Here is a 26,520-nt window from a genome sequence, read left to right as displayed (position 1 = left end):
GCGGCAAACACATTAAATGGGCGTCGACTGTTGTCGGCGCCCATTCTCGTTCCCGATGCGACATCCCTTCCGCCCATCGCGCCGCGATCAGACGGATTTTGCGGTGCAAACGGGTCGTGGGTCTCTTGCAGAATGTCGCAGACAGGCTGCAATTGTCTTTGCCCGCCTCTTAAGATCGGTGCCACATCATCCACTCCCAGACATCAGGGTTCACAAGGCTATGGCAGAGTTTCCGACCAAGGCGAAAGTCGTCATCATCGGTCTAGGCGGCATCGTCGGCGCGTCGATCGCCCATCATCTCATCGAGCGCGGTTGGGACGATATCGTCGGCATCGACAAGTCGGGCATTCCGACCGATATCGGCTCAACTGCCCATGCCTCGGACTTCTGTTACACCACGAGCCACGACTATCTCTCGGTCTGGACGACGCAGTATTCCATCGATTTCTTCGAGAAGATGGGCCACTACGCCCGCATCGGCGGTCTCGAAGTCGCCCGTACCGGTGACGACACCTGGATGGAAGAGATCAAGCGCAAGCTCTCATCGGCCCGCGCCTTCGGCACACGCGCGCATTATGTCTCGCCTGCCGAGATCAAGTCGCTCTTTCCGCTGATCGAGGAAGATCAGGTCATGGGCGGCATGTTCGATCCCGACGCCGGCCTCGTCATTCCGCGCTCGCAGACCGTTGCCGGCAAGCTCGTCGATGCGGCTGAAAAGTCCGGCAAACTTCAGATGTTCGGCAATACGCCGGCCCAGTCGCTGATCGTCGAGAATGGTCGCATCAAGGGCGTCGTCACCCATCGCGGTACGATCATGGCCGATCACGTCGTCGTCTGCGCCGGCCTCTGGGGCCGCCTGATTGCCGAAATGGTCGGCGAAGACCTGCCCGTCATGCCGGTCGACCATCCGCTGACCTTCTTCGGTCCGTATAACGAGTTCGAAGGCACCGGCAAGGATATCGGCTATCCGCTGCTGCGCGACCAAGGCAATTCCGCCTATATGCGCGATACCGGCGACCCGAAGACATCAGAGGGCGGCCAGATCGAATGGGGCTATTACGAGCAGCACAATCCGCGCATGTGCCATCCGCGCGAGCTCCTCGAAAAGCACGAGGCACGCCTCTCGCCCTCGCAGCGCGACCTCGACATGGAGCAGATCATCGAGCCGCTCGAGCGCGCCATGGAACTCACCCCGATTCTTGGCGAGCTCGGCTATAACGAGAGCCATTCGTTCAACGGCCTCCTGCAGGTCTCCGCTGCTGGCGGCCCGTCCTGCGGCGAAAGCCAGAAGGTGCGCGGCCTCTGGTACTGCGTCGCCATCTGGGTCAAGGACGGCCCCGGCTACGGCAAGCTGATTGCCGACTGGATGACCGATGGCCGCACTGAGATCGACCACAACTCGATCGATTACGCCCGCTTCTATCCGCACCAGCTGACCGAAGACTTCATCGCCGGCCGCTGCTACGAGGCCGCCCAGAAGATTTACTTCCCGGCGGTCCACACCCGCGAACCCTATGCATCCGGTCGCGGCGCGAAGCGCTCGCCGATGTATGAACGCGAAGTCGAGCTCGGCGGCTATTTTATGGAACTCGGCGGCTGGGAGCGTGCGCATGGCTATGCTGCCAACGAGCACCTTCTTGAAAAGTATGGCGACCGCGTTCCGGTTCGTGAAAACGAATGGGATAACAGACACTTCTGGCGTGTTTCGAATGCCGAACATCTGGCGATGAGCGAGGATTGCGGCATCGTCAATCTTTCTCATTTCCACATGGTCGACATCGAAGGCCCTGATCATGTCGAGCTGCTCGAATGGCTCTGCGCCGCGAAGATCGGCGGTGACGCGAATATCGGCAAGGGCATCTATACCCACTTCCTCGACGACGAGGGCATGGTGCGCGCCGACTTCACCGTCTTCCGCCTCGCCGACCGCTGCCGCCTGGTGAACGGCGCCGATGCCGGCCCGCGCGACTTCCACTACATGAAGCGTGTCGCCCAAGATCGGGGCCTCGACGTCACCATCACCGATACGTCGGAAAAATACATCACCATCGGCATCTGGGGCCCGAACGCCCGCGATACGCTGAAAAAGGCAGTCACCGATCCGGCTGGTCTGGACCCCGAAAACTTCCCCTTCGCCGCGATCAAGCAGATCGAAATCGCCGGCAAATCCGTCACTGCCTTCCGCATCTCCTATGTCGGCGAGCAGGGCTGGGAACTGCACATGAAATACGAAGACGGCCTTGTCGTCTGGGATGCGCTGCGCGCCACCGGCGTCATGGCCTTCGGCGTCGAGACCTATGCAAACTCGCGCCGCATGGAAAAGAGCCTGCGCCTGCAGAACGCCGATCTGCTGACGCAGTACAACCTGATCGAGGCGGATCTGGCGCGTCCGAAGGTCAAGGAAGCCGATTTCCGCGGCAAGGCCAAGCATCTCGAATACAAGGCCCGAGCCCAGCAGCCGGCCATGCTCTGCACGCTCGTGATGACCGACAATGTCGACTCAAAGGGCGTCGCCCGCTACCCCGTCGGCTCCATGCCGGTCGTCGACCCCGCCACCGGCGAGGTGCTCGTCGACAGCCTCGGACGGCGCTCCTACACGACGTCGGTGGCCTATGGTCCGACGATCGGCAAGAACATCGCACTCGCCTATCTGCCGGCGGAGTATTGCGAAGTGGGGCGGAAGCTGAACGTGGAATACTTCGCCGAGAGCTTCCCGGTCGAGGTGGCCGCAGTGGGATATAAGCCGCTGTACGATCCGGAGAACTTGAAGCCGCGCAGCTAAGGGCAGGGCGGTTAGCGCTGGGGGTTATGGACCCGTCGGTCGAAAGGCCGGCGGGGTTTTGACGAGTTTTCCTTCTCAAACCGGCTCTGGACATCGAGATGCTGAGCTGAGACATAGGTTTTCCGCTCTTCGCAAAACGCCGACAGCACTGTGCCAACGTCAAGGAACTCTGCTCTCTCAATCGCCTTGGCGGACTGCTTCGCCTGTTCGGCCAGGCGGGCGGTGGGGCGCAGCACGCTCTATCGCGGCGAGATAAAGCAATCAGCTTCCGACTTCTCTACATTTTTGAGGAATGCCACCTCGTGTCCAGTCGAGATGGCTCGGGAAGTATGAGGCACCTGCCGTCACTGGCGCGATCCTGGTCGCAATCGGTTGTCAGATTGCTCGCACGAAGCGAAGCAGATCCACCAGGCGCTGAAGCTTTGCGCGAATATAGCCCATTTCTTCGCGATAGAATGTTTTTTCGATGTAGCCAGTGTAATGGGCGGCGAAGGCCCAGCCGATGCGATTACCACAGGCGCCGGTAGATGCCGGTTCGGAACGGCGGTAGTCGGCAATGAAGTTCGCCGCAAAGTGCTGTAATGTTGTCGCCTGTTTAATCGGAAGGCCATTCGGGTGTGCCTCAGCCGGCAACCGGCCGTATAGGGCACTCGCAGTCACTGCAGCCATGAAATAGCTTCCCAGTGGTGTCAGATGCACTGTGTCGGAGAAGAGCGCATCAGTAAGTTCGCGCTTATTGAGCTGTTCGAATCCTGGTTGATCCGGATTTCGGTGAAAGTCTTCCAGCAATGCAGCAAGCGCCAGGGATGCCGGAATCATCCTAATCGGTCGGCTGCTTTCCCCTTCAAGGCCCTGGTTGACCTCGGCGATGGCGCACTGCCAGACAGGCCATGCCGCACGCTCGTAGTTAATCCAGTCCGTGAGGTCATTTTTGTCCGAGAGGCTAATCCAGGGGGTAAAAAAGACAACTTCAGCCTGTCGGTTGAAGCCGAGGAACTGGTCCCGGTAAGACCTCAGAAACTGTCCCGTGTCTTGCCACAGAAGTGAGTCCCACCCTGTCGTTTACCTATTCGCCGTCTGCCCGCGAGAGGAGAGACGCCTTAGGCGCCGCCCGCTTGCTACAACAGGTTGGCGGGTGCGCTCGCGACCGGCTTCGCTATCACCCAGCTACACCATTCGGCGGGCCATGATCCTTCCGGCCTGTGCAGGGGAGATGTCGTGGTGCGGGCGGTCTGGCGCCATGGGCGGCGGCACCTCGTCTCGCAAGCGAATAATAGACAGGCGGTGACCAGAAAGGAACATTTGCCGGCAGAATTCATTGTTCCATCATTCAAACGATGATGGAGATAAGACGATGGATCTGAACGGCGTGGGTATTCTCGGCGCAATCGTGATCGGCGGTCTCGCTGGTTGGCTGGCGGAGCGGTTCATGCGTAGCAATATGGGGCTCGTGATGAACATTCTGCTGGGAATCGTGGGCGCCATCGCGCTCAACTTCATCCTGGCCGCCGTGTTCAACGTGGCCTTTGCCGGGGCAATCGCCTATCTGATCATCGGTTTTATCGGCGCGTGCATGCTGATCGCCGTCGGCAGAATGGTTCGACGATAAATAGCGTCTAAACCCCCTCGATCTTCGCAGTGCAAGGGGGATGAGCTCAAGGCATTCCCCAATGAAAACAAGGGCGGAGATGATGTTTCATCCCCGCCCTTTTTTCTCTCGTAGACTTGGAGCTGTCCCGCCCTCGGATACACCTGACGATGCGATCTCAGACGCGCCAGGGTGGCGTGCTGTTGCAGGCACAATTTCCGGGCTCGCTGGAACCCTCATCCTGAGGTGCCCGACCTCATCGGGCCTCGAAGGGCGAGGCCACCTATATAGTGAGAAAGAGGGATGCTTCGAGGCCCGCGCTTCACGTGGGCACCTCAGCATGAGGCTGTCGAGACGCATGGGCGGAACCCATCTCCCCCTTGGTGGGGGAGAAAGCGAAATCGAAGGCTTAGGCGAGCGCAAGCCGCCTAAACTTCAGATTTCGCAAGTGAGGGGGTCCGTTCGTCGTGCCACCATCACCAATCCCCTCACCAACAAAATCTGAGGTTTAGCCCTGATCGGGCTAAACCTCGATTTTGGGCCCCTCTCCCACAAGCGGAGAGGGGCCCAAAAACAATTCGTTCTCCCTTGAACAAACCACCGTAAACTGCCCACATTGAACAAGAAGAACAATGAGAAGGAAACGGCCATGGACGGACAGGTATCGCCGAAAGCAGAGATCGCAGATCCGGCCGCGCGCATCGCATCCCTGCTTGCCGCCCAAAAAGCCGCCTGGGCCGCTGACGTGACCCCAAGCCATGCCATCCGCGACGATCGCCTGGCGCGGCTCGATCGGATGGTTGAAGCCTGGCAGGAGCGTTTCGCCGTGGCAATCTCTGAGGACTTCGGCAATCGGCCGGCCGTCGTTACCACGCTCACCGACATCGTGCCGGTGCGCGCCGCGATCCGCCACGCGCGTAAGCATCTGAAGCGCTGGATGCGGTCGCGCCGCGTGTCGCTCGCCTGGACGGGCAAGCCTGCCTCGGCGGTCATTCTGCGACAGCCGCTCGGCGTGGTCGGCATCGTTGCCCCCTGGAACTATCCACTCAACCTGATGCTCTCGCCGCTGACCGGCGCGCTTGCTGCCGGCAATCGGGCGATGCTGAAACCGTCCGAGCTGACGCCGGCCTTTTCCGAAGTGCTGGCCAAGGCCGTTGCCGAGACATTCGCCGAGGACGAGGTGGCCGTCGTCACCGGCGGGCCTGAGGTGGCGACCGCCTTTACCGCTGCACCCTTCGACCACCTGATCTTCACCGGATCAACCGCCGTCGGCCGCAAGGTTGCGGAAGCAGCCGCCAACAACCTGACGCCTGTCACCCTCGAGCTCGGCGGCAAGTCGCCCGCTATTCTCGACGCTTCCGTGCAGTTCGACAAGGCCGTGCCGCGCCTCGTCTGGGGCAAGCTTTTGAATTCCGGCCAGACCTGTGTGGCGCCCGATTATGCGCTGGTGCCGCGCGAGCGGGTCCAGGACTTCCTCGCTGCCGTTAAGGCAGAGGTTAACAGGCAATATCCCGGGCTTCCTGCCAATGCCGATTACACCTCGATCATCAGCCCAAGGCATTTTTCGCGGCTCACCCGGCTGGTCGAGGAGGCGCGCGACCGAGGTGCGGAGGTGGTCGAGCTAGGTGGTCCGCATGACGGCGAGCGACGGGTATTCTCGCCGGTGGCCGTGATCGGTGCGCCTGATGAGACCGCGGTGATGTCGGAAGAGATCTTCGGGCCGATCCTGCCGATCGTGCCCTATGACACGCTGGACGAGGCGATTGCCTATATCAACCGGCGCGACCGGCCACTGGCGCTCTACTGGTTCGGCGACGACAAGGCGGCGCAGGAGCGTGTCCTCACGGGTACGATTGCCGGTGGCGTGACGATCAACGACACGATCCTGCATCTCGCCCAGGACGATCTGCCCTTTGGCGGCGTCGGTGCCTCCGGCTACGGCGCCTATCATGGCGAAGCGGGGTTCCTCGCGCTCAGCAAGGAAAAGCCGGTACTGAAGCAATCGACGATCTCGGGCGTGAAATTCCTCTATCCGCCTTATGGTCGCATGGCGGAGTGGATGCTGAAACTGCTCGGCCGCTTCGGCTGAGTGGTCAGGTTTGCGGGTCAGCCGGCAGCAAGGCGGGGCGACGGCCGTTCCGGGGCCAGCACCGGCTTCGGCGTCGGGGCGAGCACCGAGAGCTCGAAATCGGCAAGCGGCATGGGGCGGCCGAAGAGATAGCCCTGGAAGACCCGGCAGCCGGTCGTCTTGAGAAAGGCGAGCTGCGCCGGGGTTTCCACCCCTTCGGCGACGGTTTCGAGGCCGAGATCGGTGGCAATCGCCCTGATCGAGCGGACGAGGGCGGCGTCGCGGTCGTTTTCGGCGGCTGCCGTGACAAAGCTTCGGTCGATCTTGAGCTCGCTCACCGGCAGGCGACGCAGATAGGCAAGCGAGGAAAATCCGGTGCCGAAATCGTCGAGCGAGAAGGTGAGGCCGAGCTTCTTCAGGGATGCCATCTTTTCCGCCACGGGTTCGAGCCCGGCGATCAAGACGCTTTCGGTAAGTTCGAGCCTCAGCCGTGTGGCATCGATGCGGTGGCGGGTGAGCAAGTTCCGCAGCGTTGTTTCGAAATCGCCCTCGTTGAACTGGCTGGCACTGACATTGACCGAAAGGGTGAGGTCCCCGAGCTTCGGATCGGCCTGCCAGCGGGAAAGAGTCGCCAGCGCCTCTTCGAGCACGAAACTGCCGACGAGCGGCATTAGCCCAACTTCCTCGGCAGCCGGGATGAAGGTGGAGGGTGGTATCGGGCCCTTCGCTGGATGATGCCAGCGCAGCAGGGCTTCGGCGCCGGTGATCTCCCCCTTCCCATCGACCTGTGGCTGGTAGGCGAGGCTGAGCTCGCCATGCCGGAGGGCTGCCACCAGATCGCGGGCGATGCCGCGCGGCGCCGAGAGCCGTTGCTGCAGGGCGTAGATGGCAGTGCAGAAGATGAGGGCGGCCATGGTGGGATTGAGCCAGACGCCGATGCGGTGCAGGTCCGGGGGAACCGGCTGGGCAAAGGGGAGCCGCAGATCGGCGGCATGCAGGACGACAAATGCGATCAGACTTGCAGCGATCACCGACAGCTGCAGGCGGGACGGGCGGCGCAGATAATTGATGTAGGCGAGCATGCCGAGCACCGGCAGGAAGAGATGGGTGACGCGCGGTGCGCCATTCTGCGGCACGTCGAACATCAGGCAGAAGCCGATGACGAAAAAGAGAAAGCTGATCTGCGCAACGAGAAGAAAGAGATCGAGCCGTCGGCGGGTGACGAGCGCGAAGCAGACAAGGGCGGCGATCACCGGAAAGAATTCGGCGAAGGCCAGCAACGGATAGCCCCGGACCAGGAAGATCACCGTCCAGAACAGCGCGACGCCCGCCACGGCAAGTGTCACGGCCTGATAGACCCGGATGACACGATCCGCCTTGTCCTCCTGATTGCCCTTGCCGAACATCATCCGCAAAATCGTCCCTTCAGGGCCCGGTTAGGCCTCTCTGGCACGGTGATCCAAGTGCTTTCGGAGGCTGAAATTCAGGATACCCTAACTTAGCCCGCTAAAGAAACCATGTATCTCGATGATCAAGTTTTTCTGTTCGTCGCGAAGCTTTTCGGGCCGAACAATATTCGGGGCGGCTCATCTCGCGATGAACCGCCCCTTTGGACCTTGACGGTCCATCCTCCCCCCGGAGAATTAACAGTTCGACTTTCAGCCGGCCTTGGCGACCTTCATGACCTCGGGATCGTAGACGCGGCCGAAGCGATTGGCGAGGAAGGCGGGAAGATCGATCTCTTCCTGGCGGACAAAACCGGCCTGGGGCAGGGTGCCGTCGGCCAGCAGATCGAGCACGGTGCAGATGCCGGCGGCCGTGGTGATCTGGATGGCGCTCATCTTCTTGCCCGCGACCACACCGGCATAGACCTTGTTGGCATAGGTTTCCTGCAGGTAGCGACCATCCTTCCAGCCGCAGACGGTGACGAAAACGACGACCACATCCTGCATGGTGGCGGGCAGGGCGTTTTCGAAGAGGTCCTTCAAAACGTCGCGGCGGTTCTTCAGGTTGAAGTCGTTCAGAAGTGCCTTGATGATCGCCTGGTGGCCGGGATAGCGGATCGTGCGGTAGTTCATGGTGCGCACCCGGCCTTCCAGCGTCTTGGCCAGCGTGCCGAGGCCGCCCGAGGTGTTGAAGGCCTCGTAGGTGACGCCGTCGAGGGAGAATTCCTCGCGCTCTTCCATGGCCGGCACGGTGATTAGCTTGCCCTCGACGATCGCCTCGCAGGGCTCGATATATTCGTTGATCAGGCCGTCGGTCGACCAGGTGAGATTGTAGTTCAGCGCGTTGGACGGATATTGCGGCAGGGCGCCGACGCGCATGCGCACCGTGTCCAGCGTGTCGAAATGTTTTGTCAGGTCGTTCGCGACAATCGAGATGAAGCCGGGGGCGAGGCCACACTGGGGAATGAAGGCGGAGCGTGCGCCGCGGGCGAGCTCTTCGACCTTGCGGGTCGTTGCCACATCTTCGGTGAGGTCGAGATAGTGGGTCGCGGTGCGGGCGGCACTTTCGGCGATCGCGCCGGTCAGGTGGAAAGGAGCGGCGGAGAGCACGGCGAACTGGCCGGAAAGGGCCGCGTCGAGAGCGTTTGCGTCTGATATGTCGAGTTCGAGTGTCTTTACGGCGGGATGCGCGTCGAGCTTTGTCAGCTGTTCGGCGCTGCGGTCCGCGACTGTGACCGTGTAGTCGCCGGTTTCGGCGAGCATCCGGGCAATTGCGCCGCCGATCTTGCCCGCGCCGATGATGGTGATGTTCTTCATGTTGCCCCTCGCATGCCTGATGTCCGCAATTCGGACGAGATGTCATTTGTCAAAGCAGTGTGCGGGCGGAGGCTGTCGATTCCAAGTGACGATCTGATCAGATTGCAGTATCAGTCTTCACGTATCGACGGATAAAGTGGGCGAAATGCAGATCACGGACAAGGATCGGGAGTTGCTCTCCCTGCTTTCGGAGAATGCGCGAATGCCGGTGGCGGAACTCGCGCGGCGGCTCAATCTTTCCCGCACCACGGTTCAGGCCCGGCTTGAGCGGCTGGAAGCGCAAGGGGTGATTGCCAGCTATCAGGTGCGGCTCTCCGATGCCTATGAGAGCGGGCTGATCCGGGCGCATGTGATGATCACCATCGCGCCGAAGGCGCTGACCGCGGTGACCGGAGAGCTAAATGCGATCCGCGAAGTGACCGCACTCTATTCGGTCAACGGCCCCTACGACCTGATCGCCATTGTCGCCGCCCCGTCGATTTCCGAGCTCGACCGGTTGATCGACCGGATCGGCGAATTGTCCGGCGTAGAGCGGACGCTGTCGTCGATCATCCTGTCGACGCGGATATCGCGGTAAAGATTACGCCGCCTTGAGTTCCGCCCTTGCCAGTGCCCGTTCGAGTGCTGCGATGCAGGTTTCATCGTGGTGGCGGCCGGCGCCTTCCCAGAGGATGGCGAGTGCCTTTTCGACAGGCATCGCGGCCCGGTAGGGGCGGTCGGCGGTGAGCGCATCGAAGACATCGGCGGTGGCGACGATGCGGGTCTCGAAGGAAATCTCGTCGCCCTTCAGGCCGCGCGGATAGCCTGAGCCGTCGAGCTTTTCGTGATGGGCGCCGCCGATCAAGGCGAGATCGGCAAAGGCTGCGATGCGCGACAGGATGGTCTCGGAAAATTCCGCGTGGCGCTGCATCTGCTGCCACTCTTCGCCTTCCAGCCGGCCCGGCTTGTCGAGTACGCTGTTGGAGACGCCGAGCTTGCCGATGTCGTGCAGCAGGGCGGCGCGCTTCAAGCGGCGTCGTTCCGGCAATGCCATGCCCATTTCCTCGGCGATCATGTCGGTAAACAGGGCGACGCGGTCGCTGTGGCCTGAGGTGTAGGGGCTTTTGGCGTCGATGACGCGGGCAAAGCCGGCAGCGATATCATCGAGATAGCACTCGTCGGCCATCACCGCCTGGCGGCCCGGTTCGAGCGCCAGCACATAGGCTTCCAGATTCTCCGAGCCGAGCTCGGCGAAGAAGACCGGCGAGGCCAATGCCTCGAAGACCCTGACGAGTTCCGGATCGAACCAGCCGCCGGCGCGCTTCTTCACCTCGACGAGGGCGGCTTCCGGGCCTTGGTGGACGAAGAAGACGTCGATCACCTGCGCCATCAGTGCGATACGGGCAAAGAGGTGGATTTCCGATCCTTTCAGCCCCTGTGGCTGGCCGCCGCCATCGACATGTTCGTCGAGATCGAGAATGCCGCGGGCCACTTCTTCGGAAAAGCGCATCTGCCGGGCGATTTCGGCCCCGCGCTGGCATCGTGTCTGGATCAGGCTGGTTGTGAACTGGCCACCATTCTTGAACACATTGAGGATGCCGCGGAAGCGCTCGGCAAGGCCCGCTTCCATGCCGGTGTGGGAGAGCACGAATTTCAGGATCTGCGGGAAGGAGCCGTCGACCAACTTGAAGTCGTGTTTGAATTTCAGGTCATCGGCCAGATAGAGCTCGCAGATGCGGGCGGCATTGGACGAGCAGCCGAGATCCTTCAAGAGCAGCGTGTAATAGAGATCGCGCAGCGCCTCCTCGCCAAGCCCGAGCGCCTTGCCAATGCGCGTGCCGATGAAGCAGCAGCGGACGCAATGGCCGGCGGGCTGGCCCTCCGTCATGTCGAGCGCATGGCTGAGGGCCTCGATCAGTTCTGCCAGGCGGATGGTCTCGGTCATGGGGGCTCCTTCGTCAGGGGCAGATTATCCCGCTAATATTAAGAACGGGTGTTGAACACGGGTCGGCCAAGCATGTGTGTCAACCTCCTGTTCATCGCTTCCGTGCTTGTCTTTTTCCCGCATTGTCTTAAGCCATGAGACGCACTATGTGCGGATAAGCCAAACCAACGAGGACTGTCCCCTGTGATGAACGAAGACGAAGACGACAAGAGCAAGGAACTGCCGATCGGCAAGGAAACGGAAGCGAACCTCTTCAAGTCGCGTTCGATCTTCATCTATGGCGGTATCACCATGGAGCTGGCGCAGAAGGTCTGCACGCAGCTCGTCGCGCTCGCTGCCGCTTCCGATGAAGACATCCGCGTGTTCGTCTGCTCGCCGGGCGGTCATGTGGAAGCCGGTGATGCGATCCACGACATGATCCGCTTCATCAAGCCGAAGGTCTGGATCATCGCGACCGGTTGGGCCGCCTCTGCCGGCTCGCTGATTTTCGTCGCGGTTCCGAAGGAACGCCGTCTGGCCCTTCCGAACACCCGCTTCCTGATGCACCAGCCGTCTGGCGGCACCCGCGGCATGGCCTCGGATATCGAGATCCAGGCCCGCGAAATCATCAAGATGAACGAGCGCCTGATCAAGATTTACGCCAAGGCCACCGGCCAGTCGGAAGAGAAGATCGCCAAGGACATCGACCGCGACTACTGGCTGTCGGCCGAAGACGCCGTCACCTATGGCCTGGTCGGCAAGATCATCGAGAGCCACGCCGACATCGGCTGATCGGTTTTCGCCGCGAATACCAAAAAAGCCGCCGGAGCGATCCGGCGGCTTTTTCCTTTGAGGCTTTTCGATCAGATCAGCGGGCAACCGCGACGATTGGCGAAGCGCAGCTGTTCAGGCCCGCGACGGGTAAAGCCGCGTACCGTGATGCTGCGATCCGTGACGCGGACCACTTCGGCGCGGCGCAGACCCTCTTGGGCGGCCGCACGCTGAGCTTCACGCGGGCTGCAGCCACGATTACGGTCGCGGCGGTCACGCTCGGCTTCGCGCTCGCGAATAATCGGGCGCACACCATCCGGGCCGATGCGCAACTCGATCCCTTGCGCCGAAGCCGGGGCGGCAAAGGGGGCGGCGAGCGGAAGGCCGGCGAGGGCGAGCGTGGTCACAAGCGCTGCGCGCAGGAACTTGGCGGACATGATGAGGCTCCTTTGATGTCGTGGCGGAGAAAGTCGCAGGAAGCCTGAAAGTTCCGTCGTCTCAGGCAGATGAGCCTGCTTTCAGCGCCACTCGTGCAGCCGGTCAGCCATCAGCGGCCGGGTCATGACCAGCGGCAAGTTGCCCTCTGCGCGCTCCGCATAGGCGATCGCATCCGCCTCGTCGTTGAAGCCGATGAAGATCATCGACAGTGACAGAGCTTTCGGCGCGCCCTTCTTGCGATAGGAGATTTTCACCGCGCAATGGGGAAAGGCTTCGTCGAGCACCGCACCTTCCGGCAGCGCATCCGAAAGCGCCAGATGGGCGCCGAGACCGAGGAAGCGGTCGATGGCGGCAAAGGCGGTCGCTTCCGGCAGTTGCCTGTTCTCGCTTGAGCCCGGCGCTCGGCCCCAGAACAGGCTATCGACCAGCCCCTTCGCCCGCTTCGATTTCACCACCACGAGCCCGCCGGCCGCGACAAGCTCCAGATGGGCGTCCCAGGTCTGGAAGAGATCGGGGGTTTGGTGGAGTTCGGCAAGCAGGGGGCGGAGGGCGGCGGTGAGGTCGGCGTAGAGGGCAGGGGGCATGGGCGGGTGTCTCGGCAGGTGTGGGGTGGTGTGTTGCGGCCTCGTAGCATGGCGGGGGAGGGGTGGATATGGGAGACTAGGCAGAAGACTTGTTTCGTCATGCTCGGCTTGTGCCGAGCATCTGCCATGGCATCCGCATTCTTGACCATACCGTCTGCCGCGGACGGCTGTAGATCCTCGGGACTGCGCCCGAGGATGACGACGGTGGGCTTGTGGGCATAAGAAAACCCCGCCGAATTTCTCCGGCGGGGTCCGCATTCCCTCAATCATCAAGCGCTACCGGCGCTCTTAGAACTCCACGGCCCGATCGCCGTTCTCATCCTGAATGCGGGTCGGCAGGCCGATCTTGTTCAGGAGGTTGATGAAGGGCTTGGGCGGCAGTTCTTCGACGTTGGCCATCTTCTTCACGTCCCATTCGCCCGTGGCGACGAGCATGGCGGCTGCGACCGGGGGGACGCCGGCGGTGTAGGAGATGCCCTGGCTGCCCACTTCGTTATAGGCCTCTTTATGGTCGGCGACGTTGTAGAGGAAGACGGTCTTTTCCTTGCCGTCCTTGAAGCCCTTGACGTAGTCGCCGATGCAGGTCTTGCCTTCGTAATTGGGGGCAAGCGAAGCCGGGTCGGGCAGGCAGGCCTTGACGACCTTGAGCGGCACGACTTCGGAACCGTCGGCCAGCTTGACTGGCTGTTCGGAGAGGAGGCCGATCGACTTCAACACGGTGAAGACGTTGATGTAGTGATCGCCAAAGCCCATCCAGAAGCGCACGTCGGCGCCGTCCATGTTCTTGGCCAATGAGTGCACTTCGTCATGGCCGCAGAGATAGGCGCGGCGGGTGCCGACGACCGGCAGGTCGTAGTCCTTGCCGATTTCGAACATCTTGTTGACCTTCCATTCGCCGCCCTGCCACGAATAGACAACGCCGGTGAACTCGCGGAAGTTGATTTCCGGGTCGAAATTGGTGGCGAAATACTTGCCGTGGCTGCCGGCATTGATGTCGACGATGTCGACGTCGGTCACCTTGTCGAGATATTCGTCCTTGGCGAGACGCGCATAGGCGTTGACGACGCCCGGATCGAAGCCGGCGCCGAGGATGGCGGTGATGCCCTTTTCAGCGCATTCTTCCGCACGCTTCCACTCGTAGTTTCCGTACCACGGCGGGGTCTCGCAGATCTTGTTCGGCTCTTCATGGATCGCGGTGTCGATATAGGCGACGCCGGTATCCATGCAGGCGCGCAGCACCGACATGTTGAGGAAGGCGGTGCCGACATTGATGACGATCCCGGTGCCGAGCTTCTGGATGAGCGCCTTGGTGGCTTCGATGTCCAGCGCATCGAGCGCATGGGCTTCGAGAACGCCCGGCTGCTTCATCGCCTTCTTCTCGTGAACCGAAGCGATGATGGCGTCACACTTCGCCTTGGTGCGCGAAGCGATATGGATGTCGCCGAGCACGTCATTGTTCTGCGCACACTTGTGGGCAACCACCTGCGCGACGCCGCCGGCGCCGATGATGAGCACGTTCTTCTTCATAATGGGACCAACTCCTATGTCCAATCGTCAGAACCTGGGCTTGAAGGATTTCAAGACAGGCTTGTTTCGTAGTCCGTGTAGTCGAACTCACGGACCGTCCTGAGGCTGCCATCCAGTTCGCGGATGGCGATTGCCGGCATTTGCACGCCGTTAAACCAGTTTTTCTTGACCATCGTGTAGCCGGCGGTGTCCTGCAGCGAGATGCGGTCGCCGATGTTCAGTTCCTTTTCGAAATTGAACTCGCCGAAGATATCGCCCGCGAGGCAGGACTTGCCGCAGACCTGGTACCGGTGCGGTCCCTGGTTGGGGTGGACCTTCGCGCTTTCCCGGTAGATCAGGAGATCGAGGAGATGCGCTTCGATGGATGAATCCACCACGACAAGATCCTTGCCGTTGTAAAGCTTGTCGAGCACGGTGACTTCGAGTGTGGTCGACTTGGTGATCGAGGCTTCGCCGGGCTCCAGATAGACCTGGACGCCGAACTCGCCGGAGAAGCGCTTCAGGCGCTCCGCGAACTTCTCCAGCGGATAGTTCTCGCCGGTGAAATGAATGCCGCCGCCAAGCGAGACCCAGTCGGCCTTCTTGAGCAGCGGGCCGAACTTCTGTTCGATGTCGCCGAGCATTTTGTCGAAAAGGTCGAAATCGCCGTTTTCGCAGTTGTTGTGGATCATGAAGCCGGAGATCAGGTCCATGACCGGCTCGACCTTTTTCAGATCCCATTCGCCCAGCCGCGAGAAGGGGCGGGCGGGGTCGGCGAGGTCGAAGCTCGAAGAGGAGACGCCGGGATTGAGGCGCAGGCCGCGGATGATCCCCGAAGACTGCTGCTCGAAGCGGGTCAGCTGGCCGATCGAGTTGAAGATGATCTTGTCGGCGTGCGACACGACCTCGTCGATCTCGTAATCGGCATAGGCCACGGAATAGGCGTGGGTTTCCTTGCCGAAGCGCTCATGGCCGAGCCGGACTTCATTGAGCGACGACGAGGTCGTGCCGTCCATATAATCGCGCATGAAATCGAAGACGGACCAGGTGGCGAAACATTTGAGCGCCAGAAGCGCCTTTGCGCCGGAGAGTTCGCGTAAGGTCGCGATCTTCTCCATGTTCTGAAGCAGCTTCGACTTGTCGATCAGGTAATAGGGAGTCTGGATCAAGGCTCTATCCTTCGTGAACCCAGCCATATCTGGCGGAAGTGAACGGGACGCCCCGAATGCGTCGGAGGGGTCCCTTAGGCAAATGGGGGTAAAAAGGCAAGCGGAAGCTCGGCTTTTCACGAGTCGTGCCACCGGGATGCCCGAACAAGGTGAAACCTGCATGACACGGTTCGGCGGAGTTGACAGCTTGCCTGCGGGCGTACCGCAGGTGGCGTCATGCGGCTTGCATTTCAAGCGACGGACGTCGAATGCTTGCAGCTTTCGCCCTTCCTTGTCCCGTTCGGATCCTGCCATGCTGAAAGACTTCTCCCCCCAGGCCGCCTTCATGGGCGTGCTCGTCGCCTTTGTCGGCTTTGCCAGTTCCTTTGCCGTCGTGCTGCAGGGGCTAAAGGGGGTGGGTGCGACGGATTATGAGGCGGCCTCCGGGCTGATGGCGCTGTCGGTTGCCATGGGGATCTGCGGGATCGTCTTGAGTGTCTGGACGAAGCTGCCGGTCTCGGTTGCCTGGTCGACGCCGGGTGCTGCACTCATGGCGACGGCGGGCATTCCGCTGGGCGGGTTTCCAGCGGCGGTTGGGGCGTTCCTCGTCTGTGCGGCGCTGATCGTGCTCGCGGGGCTCATCCGGCCCTTCGGCCGGGCTGTGGCTGCGATCCCGGCACCGATTGCCAATGCCATGCTGGCTGGCGTGATCCTCAATCTCTGCTTTGCGCCGTTCAAGGCGGTGGCCTTCGATGCGGCTCTCGGTCTGCCGATCCTCGTCGTCTGGGCTGTCGTCGCGGCCTTCAAGCGGCTTTATGCCGTGCCGGCTGCGTTGCTGACCTTCGTGGTTGTCATCGTCTTCGGCGTTGACCTGCCGGAGGGTGCCATGGCGAGTTGGGCGGCGTCCCTCGCGCCGCCAGTGGAGTTCGTCGTGCCGCAATTCACGCTGCCGGCGCTGATCTCGATCGCGCTGCCGCTCTTCATCGTCACCATGGCCTCGCAGAACATTCCGGGCATCGCGATCCTCAAGGTCAACAAATACGAGCCGAACCCGGGACCGATGTTTGCCGTGACGGGTCTCTTCTCCGCGCTGTCGGCGCCGTTTGGCGGGCACGCGGTCAATCTCGCGGCGATCACGGCGGCAATGTGCGCGGGCGAGGATGCGCATGCGGATCCTGCCAGGCGCTATTGGGCGGCAATCATCGCCGGCATTGGCTATGTGCTGCTGGGCTTGGCGGCCGGTGCCGTGACCGGCTTCGTGTCGCTTGCGCCGCCGATCCTCATTCAATCGGTCGCGGGCCTGGCGCTGATCGGGGCGTTTTCGGGGTCTTCGGTTGCGGCGTTCCAGGTGCCCGAGACACGGGAGGCGGCGGCCGTGACCTTCCTGGTGACGGCGTCGGGGATTTCGATCCTCGGGATCTCGGGGGCGTTTTGGGGGCTGATTGCCGGGGTGGCGATGCTGGGGCTGGTGCGGATTGCACGGCGGGGTTGAAAACTGATTTGATTACGATTAAACTATTTATAAAATAGAGGGGAAGTTATGCTCAAGTCTGCGCTCCGGATTACTCATGCAACGGAACTGTCGGGAAATTTGGGGAGCAACTCATCCTACCGTACCCAGAAAGTTGTAGGAAAAATATTAGATAAGATATGCATAGATAACTCCGTATTTGAGCATTTTCTTTTCGCAGACTGTGGTATGAAAAAAAGGCTTATCCCGTTCGTACAGGTGTTAACCACATCTAGCGCTCACGCATGACGTGTCTCCCCTGCTCGGCTATATGGGCAGGATGAGCGAAAGCCTGTTTCCAACCCGTTGGGCCGAGGATCGGCCTCCCTCGCTGGAGAAGTTCACCTCGGACTTCGCCGACGACTACGCGTGTGCGGAATACCTGGCCAAGAAACGGTGGCGAAGCGGCTTCAAATGCCCGAAGTGTGGCGGCAACCGTGCCTGGCGGCTTGAGGCACGGCCGTGGGTCTGGGAATGTCAGGGCGTTTGGGAGGATGCCAAGGGTGAACGGACGAGGACCGGCTGCCGTCATCAGACTTCGCTGATCGCGGGAACGGTCATGCACGGAACACATCTGCCGTTGCGCAAATGGTTCCTGGCGGCCTATCTCATGGCGACACATTCAAACGGTATGTCAGCCCTCCAACTTCAGGCCAAGCTCGGCATCGTCAGCTACAAGGCCTCGTGGCTCCTTCTCCACAAGCTCCGTCGCGCCATGGTGAATCCAGAACGGCGGCCGTTGAGCGGCGTCGTCGAGATGGACGAGACCAACGTGCCGTACCGCAAGAAGACGGACCCCGTCACGGGAGGACAAGGCCGTAGCCGCATAGGGAAGATGGTCCTCGTCGGCGCGGTCGAGATCGTCGATAAACACTATCCAGGCCGCATGCGATTGCAGCGTGTCGAGGTCGCTGATCGTGAGACGCTGCAACGCTTTATCAAAAACAACACCGCGCCAGGCACGCAGATCATCACCGACGGCTACAGCGCATACGAACGGCCGCCCGAGCGGAAACACAAGGCGCATAACCTCAGCGCCAAGAACGCGCTGCCAGCCCACATCGTGCTGAAGTGGGTTCATCGCATCTTCTCCAACTTCAAGCGCTGGGCCATGGGGACGTACCACGGCCTTCGTGAGAAGCACGTCGACATCTACTGCAACGAATTCGTCTTCCGATGGAACCGACGCCGAAGCTTCCAGACATCCATCGACACCCTGCTTGGTCTTGGCCAGAAGATGGGTCCCATCACCTGGCGGGGGATCGTCGGGGACACACGCAAGTGGAAACAAGAGCACCGCACGCAAGTGCTGAAGATGGTCGATCCCAAACGGCTGAGACGCGCTCAGGACTACGCCTTCGAGAACGGGATGGACATCTTCGACGCTCTGGATGACATCCGACGTGACGAGGAACGGCACAAGTATTTTCGGCGCAAGCCGAAGCGCCCAGCATTGCCGCCACGGAGACTAGGCGAGGAGCGAAACACCCGCCGCTATATCCATCCGCCGAGCCTGGCACCGAGCGACATCGCCGCCGGATATCTGCGCCACATCCCGGTCGGCTCCAAACTCACGTCACCGCGATTGAAGTCGCCTGTGGACGGAAGAGCCAAAGCCTCGGCCTAACCACCTCTCTAATCGACGCACCGCAGCGAATCTGTCCATGTCCCTGGTGAGGCTGGGGGCCGAAGGACTTCTTTGCACTTTCTGCAAAGAAAGCGGCATCTCGAATAGCAGACCTTCGATCTTGTTTCGCTACCAGTGGTAGAGGCCTCCCCTGAATTTCAGTGGGGCCTAATTCTCAATTGGTGGTGTGAACCTGTGCGAACGGGATAAGCCTTATGAAAAATGCAAAGTTTTATCATTGTCGTTTTGTAGACTGCATATTTTCTGGCTGTTACATGAAGGACTCAGAGTTTGTTCATTGTGAGTTTGTCGGGTGTCACTTTGAAATATGTACTACTACTGGGATTGTTCTTAAAGACTCTACAATTGAGCATGCTGAGTTTTTGCGGTGCGTTATTCCGTATGACCAATTGTCTGCAGCGATGACAGACAAGCATTCTGCCAATGACGTTATGTTGCTGAATTGCGCGGCGGAGGCGCACAGAATTGCGCGATGGAGGGAGGCGCCCCAATTTCTGATTGGTCATAACATAGAAAAACGAAAATTCTGGAGGAAGATGATAATTGCAGAAGATCCGTACTATAAAAAGTATAGTTTTCTATCTCGTGCGCGCGCTTTTTTTAGGTTGATTGTCTCTTCAGCTGGATCCGTTGTATTTGGAGACGTAACGTCTATTTTTCGCCTTTTTGTTGTTGGTTTTTTCCTGATATTCATTATATGCCCCTCCGTAATTGTGTTTCTTGATGAGAATTCCTCTGTAAACGGCGAGTCTGGTCTTTATGTATATATAAAATACTATTTTTCTTATCTTTACACGTCAATTAATCTTGCTATTGGCACTGCGTTAAAAGCAGAGTACGACCCAGCTATTGAATATAGAGAGATGGTTGAACTCGGCTTCAGGGTATTTGTAGTGCTTTATCTTGCCATTTTGGCAAATTTCTTGACCAAGCTGATGGGAAGGGGGCCGAAGTGGTAGTGATCTAAACGTTCAATTACTTTCGAGGCTATCTGTTGTGACCATCAAAACTGTTGAACGATTCGATCGGAAGTTCGATGACGGCGAGGATATCAGTGAATACGTCGACTGGAGTACGGCCACGCGTCCCAATCTTGAGCCCGTCACACTGACCGTCACCGTCAAGCAGGGCACGAAGCTCAGGCTCGAGCGACAGGCTCGTGAGCTGGGTGTATCCGTCGATTCCCTGCTTGAAGAATGGCTTCGCGAAAAGCTGGACGCGGCAAGACCATCCGCCGCCGAATAACACCCTTGCGCGATTCAATTCATCGCGTTATTCCTGATCCCATGAAGACCAACGGCACGACCATTGCTGCGACTGAGATGACGGCCCGCGCTGCGGCCGGCTTCGTCGCGCCGGCGCCAAACTCGCTTCTTCTTCTCGGCCTTATCCGCGGTTGCCGGGTCCATTGAGGAGCGCCCGGCGGCCGGGTCAGCCGTTTGGCGATTGCTCCTCGAAATCCCCTTTGTAATGCAATCCATCCTTTGAATAGGGCCTGTTCGGACGTGCCAAAGCTCCGCTGATTTGTTATCAGCCACGGCAGCCGCCAGGGACGAGAAGAGACCAAGACAATGATTTTGAAGACCCATACCGTGAAGCAGGGCATGCCGGACGCTTCGCAGAAGTACCGCCCCTATCCGCAGATCGATATTGCCGACCGCACATGGCCGTCGAAAGTGATCGACAAGGCGCCGATCTGGTGCTCGGTCGACCTGCGCGACGGCAACCAGTCGCTGGTCAACCCGATGGGGCATGACCGCAAGGCCCGCATGTTCCAGCTGTTGCTCGACATGGGCTTCAAGGAAATCGAGATCGGTTTCCCGTCGGCCTCGCAGACCGATTTCGACTTCGCCCGCTGGTGCGTCGAAGAGGGCGGCGTTCCCGCCGATGTGTCTTTGCAGGTGCTGGTGCAGTGCCGGCCGGAGCTGATCACGCGGACCTTCGAAGCGCTGGAAGGTGCCAAGAACCCGATCATCCATTTCTACAATTCCACGTCCGAGCTGCAGCGCCGCGTCGTGTTCGGCAAGGATGTCGCCGGCATCAAGCAGATTGCCGTCGATGCGGCGAAGATGATCATGGACATGGCGGCCAAGGCCGGTGGCGGCTATCGCTTCGAATATTCGCCTGAGAGCTTTACCGGCACCGAGCTGGAAGTGGCGCTGGAGATCTGCAACGCCGTCATCGCCGAGGTAAAGCCGACGGCGGAGAACAAGCTGATCCTCAACCTGCCATCGACCGTCGAGATGTCGACGCCCAACATCTATGCCGACCAGATCGAGTGGATGTGCCGCAACATCGACAACCGCGAGAATGTGCTGATCTCGCTGCATCCGCACAACGACCGCGGAACTGGGATTGCTGCCACCGAGCTCGGTCTGATGGCGGGCGCCGACCGTGTCGAGGGCACGCTGTTCGGCAATGGCGAGCGCACCGGCAATGTCGACATCGTCACCCTGGCGCTGAACATGTATACGCAGGGCGTCGATCCGGAGCTGGACTGCTCCGATATCGAGCGGATCAAGGCCGTCTACGAATATTCCAACGAGATGGTGATCCCTGAGCGCCACCCTTATGTCGGCGAACTGGTCTATACGGCCTTCTCCGGCTCGCATCAGGACGCGATCAACAAGGGCATGAAGGCGATCCGCCAGGCAAACTCGCCGGTTTGGGAAGTGCCTTATCTGCCGATCGATCCGCAGGATGTCGGCCGCACCTATGAGGCCATCATCCGCATCAACTCGCAGTCGGGCAAGGGCGGCATCGCCTATATCCTGCAGGAAGACTACGGCATCAACCTGCCGCGCAACCTGCAGATCGAGTTCCGTGAGGATATCCAGCGGATCACCGACGAGGAGGGCAAGGAACTGCCTTCGAAGAAGATCTACGACCGCTTCATCGAACGTTATGTCGATCAGACCGGCGCGCGCATCAAGTTCGTCGATCACCACACCTATCCAGCCGGGACTGACCAGAAGGGTATTCGGGTGGTTGCCGCCGAGATTACCGACAATGGCGAGACAAAGCGGATCGAGGGCAAGGGAACGGGACCGATCGACGGCTTCGTCAATGCGCTGTCGACCTATCTCGGCATCGATCTCTCGGTGCAGGATTATTCGGAGCATTCGCTGCAGCATGGCTCGAATGCGGCGGCCATCGCCTATGTCGAGATGGCCCACGCAGGCGGCAAGCTCTTCGGTGCCGGCATCAACACGAATATCGTGACGGCCTCGCTGGAAGCGATCGTCTCTGCCGCCAACCGTGTGTTGGACGAGCAGAAGAAGGCCTGATGCCATGACGCTCTTCGCCGAGGTTCGACATTTGTCCTCGGCGAAGGCTCCGCTCGTGCTGCTGCATGGGTTTGGCGGCATTGGGTCTGCGTGGGCGCCGGTCATCGCGCGGCTTGATCCGGATCTGCCACTTCTCGTCTATGACCTGCCAGGGCATGGACACTCGCTCGATGCAGTGGGTGTCGGGCATGCCGGCGTCATGGCCAAGGCCATTCTCGATGATCTCGACAAACGCGGATTGTCGTTTTTCCATCTCTGTGGCCATTCCATGGGCGGAGCGATTGCCAGTTTGATCGCGCTCAGGGCGCGGGATCGGGTGGCATCCCTGACACTTGTGGCACCTGGCGGCTTTGGTCCCGAGATCGATCATCAGGCCTTGCGGCGTTATGGCCTGGCCGTCGAACCCGACGAGTTGGCTGGCGGGTTGGCCGCGATGGCTGCCCAAGGCGTTGCGTTTGAGGCAGCGGGTCTCGAACGGCTCGCGGCGGCTCGACGGATTGCCGGGGCAGCGGATCGACTGATGCAGATCCTCCAATCCTTCCTCGTGGAAGCCGACGAACGGACCGGGCAGGGGACGTTGCCGCTTTCCTCGTTCGCCGATCTCGGCATTCCAACGCGGTTGCTCTGGGGAACGGCCGACCCGATTTTGCCGGTCGCGCAGGCCAAGAACATCTGGCAGGGGGCCGAGGTTGCTCTGATCGAAGGTGCCGGCCACATGCTGATCGACGAGGCGCCTGAACGGGTGGCCGCGGCCATCCGGGCGGCGATGGCTGAAGGCTAGGGGGTTAGCCGAGCAGTCTTTCGCTGTGGTCGAGCTTCAGCGGCGCATCCTCGCGCTCGATCTTGTAACGCTGCCAGTCGAGCTGCCAGTTTCCGGCTTCGCCATCGATGGAGAAGAGATTGTAGCCGGCGGCCGGTTTCTTGGCGCCAGGCCCCTGGCTTGCCGAGGCGATGCCGACGACGGGGACCTTCTTCTCGCGGCCTGTCAGCCAGTAGAGCGTATTCAAATGGGTGTGGCCGTGCAGCACGAGTTCGGCGCCGCCGGTGCGGATCGCGGCGGCAAAGCGGCGGATGCCGATCATGCGCTTGTGCTGGGCGGCGGCTCCGCGGATCGGCGGGTGATGGATCATCACCACGCGGAACAGGCCTTCCTCGCCGGCGGCCTTCAGGAGGGCGGCCGTCTCGCGGGCCTGGCGGCCGCTGAAATAGCCTTGGGCGGAAAACGGCGGCGTGGCAATCGAGGTCGAGCAGCCGATCAGCGCGACGGGGCCGCGGCGGCGGATATAGGGAAAGAGTTTGTGGTCGTCCTGGAAGATCAGCGGGTCGTCGTCACCGCGCATGTAGTCGTACCAGGCCTGGACCGAGCGCTCGTGCGCGCCGGGCACATAGGCGTCGTGATTGCCCGGAACAACGGACGTGTCGAGCGGCGCGCCCGCTTCACTCAGCCATTCCGCAACAAGCTTCACCTCGAGCTTCGAGGCGAGGTTCACCAGATCGCCCGTGATCGCCAGATGATCGGGATTTTCGGCACGCAGCCCGTCCAGAACCATTTGCAGCGCATTGGGGAAAAGATGCTTGCGGCGGTTGCGATGCCAGTTCACATAGCCCGTAATCCGCTTCGAGGCCAATTCCCGGATCGTCAGGTTCGGCAGCGGGCCGAGATGCACGTCGGAGATGTGGGCGAGCTTGAACATGGCGCTTCTCTTAGCGGCGCTGAAACCGAGGGGCAAGGAAAATGAAGCCAGCAGGAGGCACCGGGCGGGGCGCCGATAGCGAAAGGCTCGGATGGCCCAAGAGGTTCCTCATTCGCCTTCTGCATGTCTATTTCGCCGTCAATCGCGGGATGACGCTCGGCGTTCGCGCGGCCTGTTTCGACGAGGCAGGACGGATCTTCCTCGTCCGGCACACCTATGTGCCAGGCTGGCATATGCCGGGTGGCGGGGTGGAGCGCGGCGAAACCGCGATGGAGGCGCTTTTGAAGGAAATGCGGGAAGAGGGCAATCTTGAAGCGGTCAACGAACCCGCGCTCTTTCATGTGTACTTCAACGCGCGCGTCAGCCGGCGCGATCACGTCCTGCTCTACCGCGTCAACGTGCGCCAGACCTCGGCCCGTCCGGCGGATCGGGAGATCGCCGAGGCGGGCTTTTTCGCCCTCGACGCACTGCCGGAGGGCGTGACCCAGGCTACACAGCTGCGGATCGCGGAACTGCGCGGGGAAATCGCCCCCGCGCATCACTGGTAGGCTCAGGCGCCAAGCCTTTCGCGGCCGTGGGGCGCCATCAGATTCTCGTCCGGGCCGACCGGGACGACGCCCGTCGGATTGATCATCGTGTGGCTGCGATAATAGTGATGCTTGATGTGGCGCATCTCGACCGTCTCGGCGATGCCCGGCGTCTGGTAGAGGTCGCGTAGATAGGCCGAGAGCGCCGGATAGTCCGCGATGCGGCGGATGTTGCACTTGAAGTGGCCGACATAGACGGGGTCGAAGCGCACCAGCGTGGTGAAGAGCCGCCAGTCGGCTTCCGTCATGCGCCTGCCGAAGAGGTAGCGCTGATCCGTCAGCCGCTTTTCCAGCCAGTCGAGCGTCTCGAACAGCGGATAGACGGCGCTTTCATAGGCATCCTGAGTGGTGGCAAAACCGGCCTTGTAGACGCCGTTGTTGACGGTGTCGTAAATGCGGGCGTTCACCTCGTCGATCTCCGCATGCAGATCTTCGGGGTGCATGTCGAGGGTCGAGCCGGTCAGGACGTCGAAGGCCGAATTGAGCATGCGGATGATCTCGGAGGACTCGTTCGAGACGATCGTGCCCTGATGCTTGTCCCAGAGCACCGGGACCGTAACGCGACCTGAGAATTCCGGGTCAGCCTTGACATATACCTGCCAGAGATAGTCCGAGCCGAAGATATGGTCAGGCGTCGCGCCATCACGGTCATGAAATTCCCAGCCATTCTTCAGCATCAAGGGATCGACGACCGAGACTGAAATTAGGTCTTCGAGACCTTTCAGCTTGCGGAAGATCAGGGTGCGATGCGCCCAGGGGCAGGCATAGGAGACATAGAGGTGGTATCGACCGGCCTCCGCCTTGAAGCCGCCCTTGCCCGACGGGCCGGCCGAGCCGTCTGCGGTTACCCAGTTGCGAAAGCTCGAATCGGCTCGCTTGAAATGCCCTGAGGTCGATTTCGTGTCGTACCAGACGTCCTGCCAGACGCCATCCACTAGTCTGCCCATGATCATTTCCTTCTGTTTTTCACTTGTCAGGCAAAATACGGCTGCTGGCTGCAATTGCGAGGGGCGATGGGTTGAACAGTGCGTTTTCCGTTGGACGGCGAGAAAATTTGCTGCTATCGGAACAAAACTGAAAATTTGAAGGCCCCGATGACCATCGCACGGAACCCACGACGACGCTGAAGCTCTCGAACGCACGAATTTCGTGCGCGTGAACCCTATTGCTGTCTGTCTATTGGTTTCGGTCATCCATGTTTCACTCCGGCCTTGTCTACCTCACCGAGGATGCGTCGCACGACGCTGTCATTGAACTCATCAACGAAGAAGCTTTTGGTCCTGGCCGGCACACCCGTGCGGCAGCGCGCATCCGCGAGCAGGGGCCACATGACCGGTCACTTTCCTTCATCTGCACCGACAATGGCGAGACGATCGCATCCGTCCGGATGACGCCGGTTCTCGCCGGCGGCGTTCAAGGGCATCTGCTCGGACCGCTTGCCGTGCGCCCGTCGCATAAGAACCGGGGCATTGGCCGCGAACTCGTGCGGATCGCGATCGAGGCGGCGCGGCGGAAGGGCTCGGAAGGTGTCATCCTGATCGGTGATCCGCCCTATTACATGCCGCTCGGCTTCGAGAAGGTTGCCTACCAAGCGCTCGACTTTCCCGGTCCCGTCGATCCAAACCGGGTGTTGGTCGTGCCTTTGGCCGACGACGTGCATGACCGGTTGAAGGGTGTGATCGCCTGGCGGGACTGCGGGGCGAAGATGCCTGCGGCGGCCGACGAGGCCCCGGATCGCGCCTATGCTTCGGCGTGAGACGTGTCCTCAAGCGCTTCGCCGAAGCGCTTGATCAGCCAGCAGATATCGTAGCCCTTGGCGAAATCCTCGATGCGGCCGAAAACATGGTAGCCGGCACGCTCATAGGCGCGGCAGGCGACCGGGTTGATCGTGTCGATGTAAGCGCCGATGCAGCCGCGGGCCCTCGCTTCCTCCTCAGCTCGTGCCAGTAGCGCCCCGGCCATGCCCTGACCGCGCAGGCGCTCGGGAACTGCGAGCAATTCCACAAACAGCCAGCCCCGGCCGGTGTAGCCGACGAGGCCACCGTCGACCGTGCCGTCATCGGCGGTGATCGGGATGTAGATGTCTTTTCGATCCGTTGCGCCAAGCAGCGTTTCGTTGTGCGCCTTGATACTGGCGAGGATGGAATCGCGGGCGGCTTCGGGAACGGTGTCCGAGAGGGTGAGGGGTATCGTCATGTCTTGCAGTGTTCCGCTTTGCCCCGGAATTGTCGAGAGCGAGTCCTC

23 protein-coding genes and 1 pseudogene are annotated in these 26,520 nt (G+C 60.7%); 13 read left to right on the top strand and 11 right to left on the bottom strand.

Annotation, left to right across the window (positions count from 1 at the left end; translation table 11 throughout):
- Positions 1–220 precede the first annotated feature (220 nt).
- Positions 221–2,782 (top strand): GcvT family protein, encoded by a 2,562-nt coding sequence (locus D4A92_RS20675; RefSeq protein ID WP_203017004.1) that lies wholly within the window; start codon positions 221–223, stop codon positions 2,780–2,782.
- A 375-nt stretch (positions 2,783–3,157) separates the two neighbouring features.
- Here the strand turns inward: D4A92_RS20675 and D4A92_RS20670 are convergent, their stop codons facing one another.
- The gene (locus D4A92_RS20670) at positions 3,158–3,601 is read right to left on the bottom strand and encodes a hypothetical protein (protein WP_203017002.1); all 444 of its coding nucleotides are present in this window, start codon (positions 3,599–3,601) and stop codon (positions 3,158–3,160) included.
- Between the two features lie 535 nt (positions 3,602–4,136).
- Between D4A92_RS20670 and D4A92_RS20665 the strand changes: the two genes are divergently transcribed.
- Together D4A92_RS20665 and D4A92_RS20660 are read left to right on the top strand one after the other, a co-directional pair.
- Positions 4,137–4,391 (top strand): GlsB/YeaQ/YmgE family stress response membrane protein, encoded by a 255-nt coding sequence (locus D4A92_RS20665; protein ID WP_203017000.1) that lies wholly within the window; start codon positions 4,137–4,139, stop codon positions 4,389–4,391.
- 628 nt (positions 4,392–5,019) lie between these two features.
- Positions 5,020–6,459: a coniferyl aldehyde dehydrogenase gene (locus tag D4A92_RS20660; RefSeq protein ID WP_203016997.1), complete on the top strand. Its 1,440-nt coding sequence runs from the start codon at positions 5,020–5,022 to the stop codon at positions 6,457–6,459.
- Between the two features lie 17 nt (positions 6,460–6,476).
- Here the strand turns inward: D4A92_RS20660 and D4A92_RS20655 are convergent, their stop codons facing one another.
- Both D4A92_RS20655 and D4A92_RS20650 read right to left on the bottom strand, forming a co-directional pair.
- Positions 6,477–7,847 carry a putative bifunctional diguanylate cyclase/phosphodiesterase gene (locus D4A92_RS20655; RefSeq protein ID WP_203016995.1) on the bottom strand — a complete coding sequence of 457 codons (1,371 nt, stop codon included), beginning with the start codon at positions 7,845–7,847 and terminating at the stop codon, positions 6,477–6,479.
- Between the two features lie 249 nt (positions 7,848–8,096).
- Complete coding sequence (locus tag D4A92_RS20650; RefSeq protein WP_203016993.1) at positions 8,097–9,200, bottom strand: saccharopine dehydrogenase family protein; 1,104 nt, start codon at positions 9,198–9,200, stop codon at positions 8,097–8,099.
- Between the two features lie 145 nt (positions 9,201–9,345).
- On the opposite strand from D4A92_RS20650, the gene D4A92_RS20645 reads away from it, so the two are divergent.
- Positions 9,346–9,777 (top strand): Lrp/AsnC family transcriptional regulator, encoded by a 432-nt coding sequence (locus D4A92_RS20645; protein ID WP_203016991.1) that lies wholly within the window; start codon positions 9,346–9,348, stop codon positions 9,775–9,777.
- 3 nt (positions 9,778–9,780) lie between these two features.
- Here the strand turns inward: D4A92_RS20645 and D4A92_RS20640 are convergent, their stop codons facing one another.
- On the bottom strand, positions 9,781–11,124 hold the full coding sequence (locus D4A92_RS20640) for an HD-GYP domain-containing protein (RefSeq protein ID WP_203016990.1): 1,344 nt from the start codon (positions 11,122–11,124) through the stop codon (positions 9,781–9,783).
- 186 nt (positions 11,125–11,310) lie between these two features.
- Here D4A92_RS20640 and D4A92_RS20635 point away from each other — a divergent pair, with 186 nt between their 5' ends.
- On the top strand, positions 11,311–11,895 hold the full coding sequence (locus tag D4A92_RS20635) for an ATP-dependent Clp protease proteolytic subunit (protein ID WP_203016989.1): 585 nt from the start codon (positions 11,311–11,313) through the stop codon (positions 11,893–11,895).
- Between the two features lie 71 nt (positions 11,896–11,966).
- Here D4A92_RS20635 and D4A92_RS20630 read toward each other — a convergent pair whose 3' ends face one another.
- The 4 genes from D4A92_RS20630 to D4A92_RS20615 form a co-directional block, all read right to left on the bottom strand.
- On the bottom strand, positions 11,967–12,311 hold the full coding sequence (locus D4A92_RS20630; protein ID WP_203016988.1) for a hypothetical protein: 345 nt from the start codon (positions 12,309–12,311) through the stop codon (positions 11,967–11,969).
- 81 nt (positions 12,312–12,392) lie between these two features.
- Positions 12,393–12,896 carry a hypothetical protein gene (locus D4A92_RS20625; protein ID WP_203016987.1) on the bottom strand — a complete coding sequence of 168 codons (504 nt, stop codon included), beginning with the start codon at positions 12,894–12,896 and terminating at the stop codon, positions 12,393–12,395.
- A gap of 288 nt (positions 12,897–13,184) precedes the next feature.
- Positions 13,185–14,423 carry a saccharopine dehydrogenase family protein gene (locus D4A92_RS20620; RefSeq protein ID WP_203016986.1) on the bottom strand — a complete coding sequence of 413 codons (1,239 nt, stop codon included), beginning with the start codon at positions 14,421–14,423 and terminating at the stop codon, positions 13,185–13,187.
- 50 nt (positions 14,424–14,473) lie between these two features.
- Positions 14,474–15,571: a carboxynorspermidine decarboxylase gene (locus D4A92_RS20615; protein WP_203016985.1), complete on the bottom strand. Its 1,098-nt coding sequence runs from the start codon at positions 15,569–15,571 to the stop codon at positions 14,474–14,476.
- A 292-nt stretch (positions 15,572–15,863) separates the two neighbouring features.
- Here D4A92_RS20615 and D4A92_RS20610 point away from each other — a divergent pair, with 292 nt between their 5' ends.
- From D4A92_RS20610 to D4A92_RS20585, 6 genes and pseudogenes are all read left to right on the top strand, one after another.
- Positions 15,864–17,042, top strand: coding sequence for a benzoate/H(+) symporter BenE family transporter (locus D4A92_RS20610; RefSeq protein ID WP_203016984.1), 1,179 nt, complete (start codon positions 15,864–15,866; stop codon positions 17,040–17,042).
- A 298-nt stretch (positions 17,043–17,340) separates the two neighbouring features.
- Positions 17,341–18,327, top strand: a pseudogene (locus D4A92_RS20605) (IS1595 family transposase); the annotation flags it as partial.
- A 575-nt stretch (positions 18,328–18,902) separates the two neighbouring features.
- Complete coding sequence (locus tag D4A92_RS20600) at positions 18,903–19,667, top strand: pentapeptide repeat-containing protein (RefSeq protein ID WP_203016982.1); 765 nt, start codon at positions 18,903–18,905, stop codon at positions 19,665–19,667.
- A 37-nt stretch (positions 19,668–19,704) separates the two neighbouring features.
- A complete protein-coding gene (gene brnA, locus D4A92_RS20595; RefSeq protein WP_246753985.1) occupies positions 19,705–19,953 on the top strand; it encodes a type II toxin-antitoxin system BrnA family antitoxin in 249 nt (82 codons plus the stop codon).
- Positions 19,954–20,279: 326 nt separating this feature from the next.
- Complete coding sequence (gene leuA / locus D4A92_RS20590; protein WP_203016981.1) at positions 20,280–21,995, top strand: 2-isopropylmalate synthase; 1,716 nt, start codon at positions 20,280–20,282, stop codon at positions 21,993–21,995.
- 4 nt (positions 21,996–21,999) lie between these two features.
- The gene (locus tag D4A92_RS20585) at positions 22,000–22,776 is read left to right on the top strand and encodes an alpha/beta fold hydrolase (protein WP_203016979.1); all 777 of its coding nucleotides are present in this window, start codon (positions 22,000–22,002) and stop codon (positions 22,774–22,776) included.
- Positions 22,777–22,780: 4 nt separating this feature from the next.
- Here D4A92_RS20585 and D4A92_RS20580 read toward each other — a convergent pair whose 3' ends face one another.
- On the bottom strand, positions 22,781–23,689 hold the full coding sequence (locus D4A92_RS20580; RefSeq protein WP_203016978.1) for a metallophosphoesterase family protein: 909 nt from the start codon (positions 23,687–23,689) through the stop codon (positions 22,781–22,783).
- 41 nt (positions 23,690–23,730) lie between these two features.
- On the opposite strand from D4A92_RS20580, the gene D4A92_RS20575 reads away from it, so the two are divergent.
- The gene (locus D4A92_RS20575; protein ID WP_203016976.1) at positions 23,731–24,237 is read left to right on the top strand and encodes an NUDIX domain-containing protein; all 507 of its coding nucleotides are present in this window, start codon (positions 23,731–23,733) and stop codon (positions 24,235–24,237) included.
- 2 nt (positions 24,238–24,239) lie between these two features.
- Here the strand turns inward: D4A92_RS20575 and D4A92_RS20570 are convergent, their stop codons facing one another.
- Positions 24,240–25,223: a glutathione S-transferase family protein gene (locus D4A92_RS20570; protein ID WP_203016975.1), complete on the bottom strand. Its 984-nt coding sequence runs from the start codon at positions 25,221–25,223 to the stop codon at positions 24,240–24,242.
- Positions 25,224–25,471: 248 nt separating this feature from the next.
- Here D4A92_RS20570 and D4A92_RS20565 point away from each other — a divergent pair, with 248 nt between their 5' ends.
- Positions 25,472–26,032: a GNAT family N-acetyltransferase gene (locus D4A92_RS20565; protein ID WP_203016974.1), complete on the top strand. Its 561-nt coding sequence runs from the start codon at positions 25,472–25,474 to the stop codon at positions 26,030–26,032.
- On the opposite strand, the gene D4A92_RS20560 is transcribed toward D4A92_RS20565, so the two are convergent.
- Entirely contained in the window at positions 26,017–26,472 is a 456-nt protein-coding gene (locus D4A92_RS20560) for a GNAT family N-acetyltransferase (RefSeq protein ID WP_203016973.1), read from the bottom strand. The genes D4A92_RS20565 and D4A92_RS20560 overlap by 16 nt on opposite strands.
- Positions 26,473–26,520: the final 48 nt, after the last annotated feature.

The sequence above is a fragment of the Rhizobium rosettiformans genome, from assembly GCF_016806065.1.
Classification (GTDB): domain Bacteria; phylum Pseudomonadota; class Alphaproteobacteria; order Rhizobiales; family Rhizobiaceae; genus Allorhizobium.
This window is presented reverse-complemented; position numbering and strand designations above follow the sequence as displayed.

Coding starts and splice junctions, on each gene's coding strand:
- D4A92_RS20675 (WP_203017004.1), top strand. CDS start 221: ATGGCAGAGTTTCCGACCAAGGCGAAAGTCGTCATCATCGGTCTAGGC.
- D4A92_RS20670 (WP_203017002.1), bottom strand. CDS start 3,601: ATGATTCCGGCATCCCTGGCGCTTGCTGCATTGCTGGAAGACTTTCAC.
- D4A92_RS20665 (WP_203017000.1), top strand. CDS start 4,137: ATGGATCTGAACGGCGTGGGTATTCTCGGCGCAATCGTGATCGGCGGT.
- D4A92_RS20660 (WP_203016997.1), top strand. CDS start 5,020: ATGGACGGACAGGTATCGCCGAAAGCAGAGATCGCAGATCCGGCCGCG.
- D4A92_RS20655 (WP_203016995.1), bottom strand. CDS start 7,847: ATGATGTTCGGCAAGGGCAATCAGGAGGACAAGGCGGATCGTGTCATC.
- D4A92_RS20650 (WP_203016993.1), bottom strand. CDS start 9,200: ATGAAGAACATCACCATCATCGGCGCGGGCAAGATCGGCGGCGCAATT.
- D4A92_RS20645 (WP_203016991.1), top strand. CDS start 9,346: ATGCAGATCACGGACAAGGATCGGGAGTTGCTCTCCCTGCTTTCGGAG.
- D4A92_RS20640 (WP_203016990.1), bottom strand. CDS start 11,124: ATGACCGAGACCATCCGCCTGGCAGAACTGATCGAGGCCCTCAGCCAT.
- D4A92_RS20635 (WP_203016989.1), top strand. CDS start 11,311: ATGAACGAAGACGAAGACGACAAGAGCAAGGAACTGCCGATCGGCAAG.
- D4A92_RS20630 (WP_203016988.1), bottom strand. CDS start 12,311: ATGTCCGCCAAGTTCCTGCGCGCAGCGCTTGTGACCACGCTCGCCCTC.
- D4A92_RS20625 (WP_203016987.1), bottom strand. CDS start 12,896: ATGCCCCCTGCCCTCTACGCCGACCTCACCGCCGCCCTCCGCCCCCTG.
- D4A92_RS20620 (WP_203016986.1), bottom strand. CDS start 14,423: ATGAAGAAGAACGTGCTCATCATCGGCGCCGGCGGCGTCGCGCAGGTG.
- D4A92_RS20610 (WP_203016984.1), top strand. CDS start 15,864: ATGCTGAAAGACTTCTCCCCCCAGGCCGCCTTCATGGGCGTGCTCGTC.
- D4A92_RS20600 (WP_203016982.1), top strand. CDS start 18,903: ATGAAAAATGCAAAGTTTTATCATTGTCGTTTTGTAGACTGCATATTT.
- leuA (WP_203016981.1), top strand. CDS start 20,280: ATGATTTTGAAGACCCATACCGTGAAGCAGGGCATGCCGGACGCTTCG.
- D4A92_RS20585 (WP_203016979.1), top strand. CDS start 22,000: ATGACGCTCTTCGCCGAGGTTCGACATTTGTCCTCGGCGAAGGCTCCG.
- D4A92_RS20580 (WP_203016978.1), bottom strand. CDS start 23,689: ATGTTCAAGCTCGCCCACATCTCCGACGTGCATCTCGGCCCGCTGCCG.
- D4A92_RS20575 (WP_203016976.1), top strand. CDS start 23,731: ATGAAGCCAGCAGGAGGCACCGGGCGGGGCGCCGATAGCGAAAGGCTC.
- D4A92_RS20570 (WP_203016975.1), bottom strand. CDS start 25,223: ATGGGCAGACTAGTGGATGGCGTCTGGCAGGACGTCTGGTACGACACG.
- D4A92_RS20565 (WP_203016974.1), top strand. CDS start 25,472: ATGTTTCACTCCGGCCTTGTCTACCTCACCGAGGATGCGTCGCACGAC.
- D4A92_RS20560 (WP_203016973.1), bottom strand. CDS start 26,472: ATGACGATACCCCTCACCCTCTCGGACACCGTTCCCGAAGCCGCCCGC.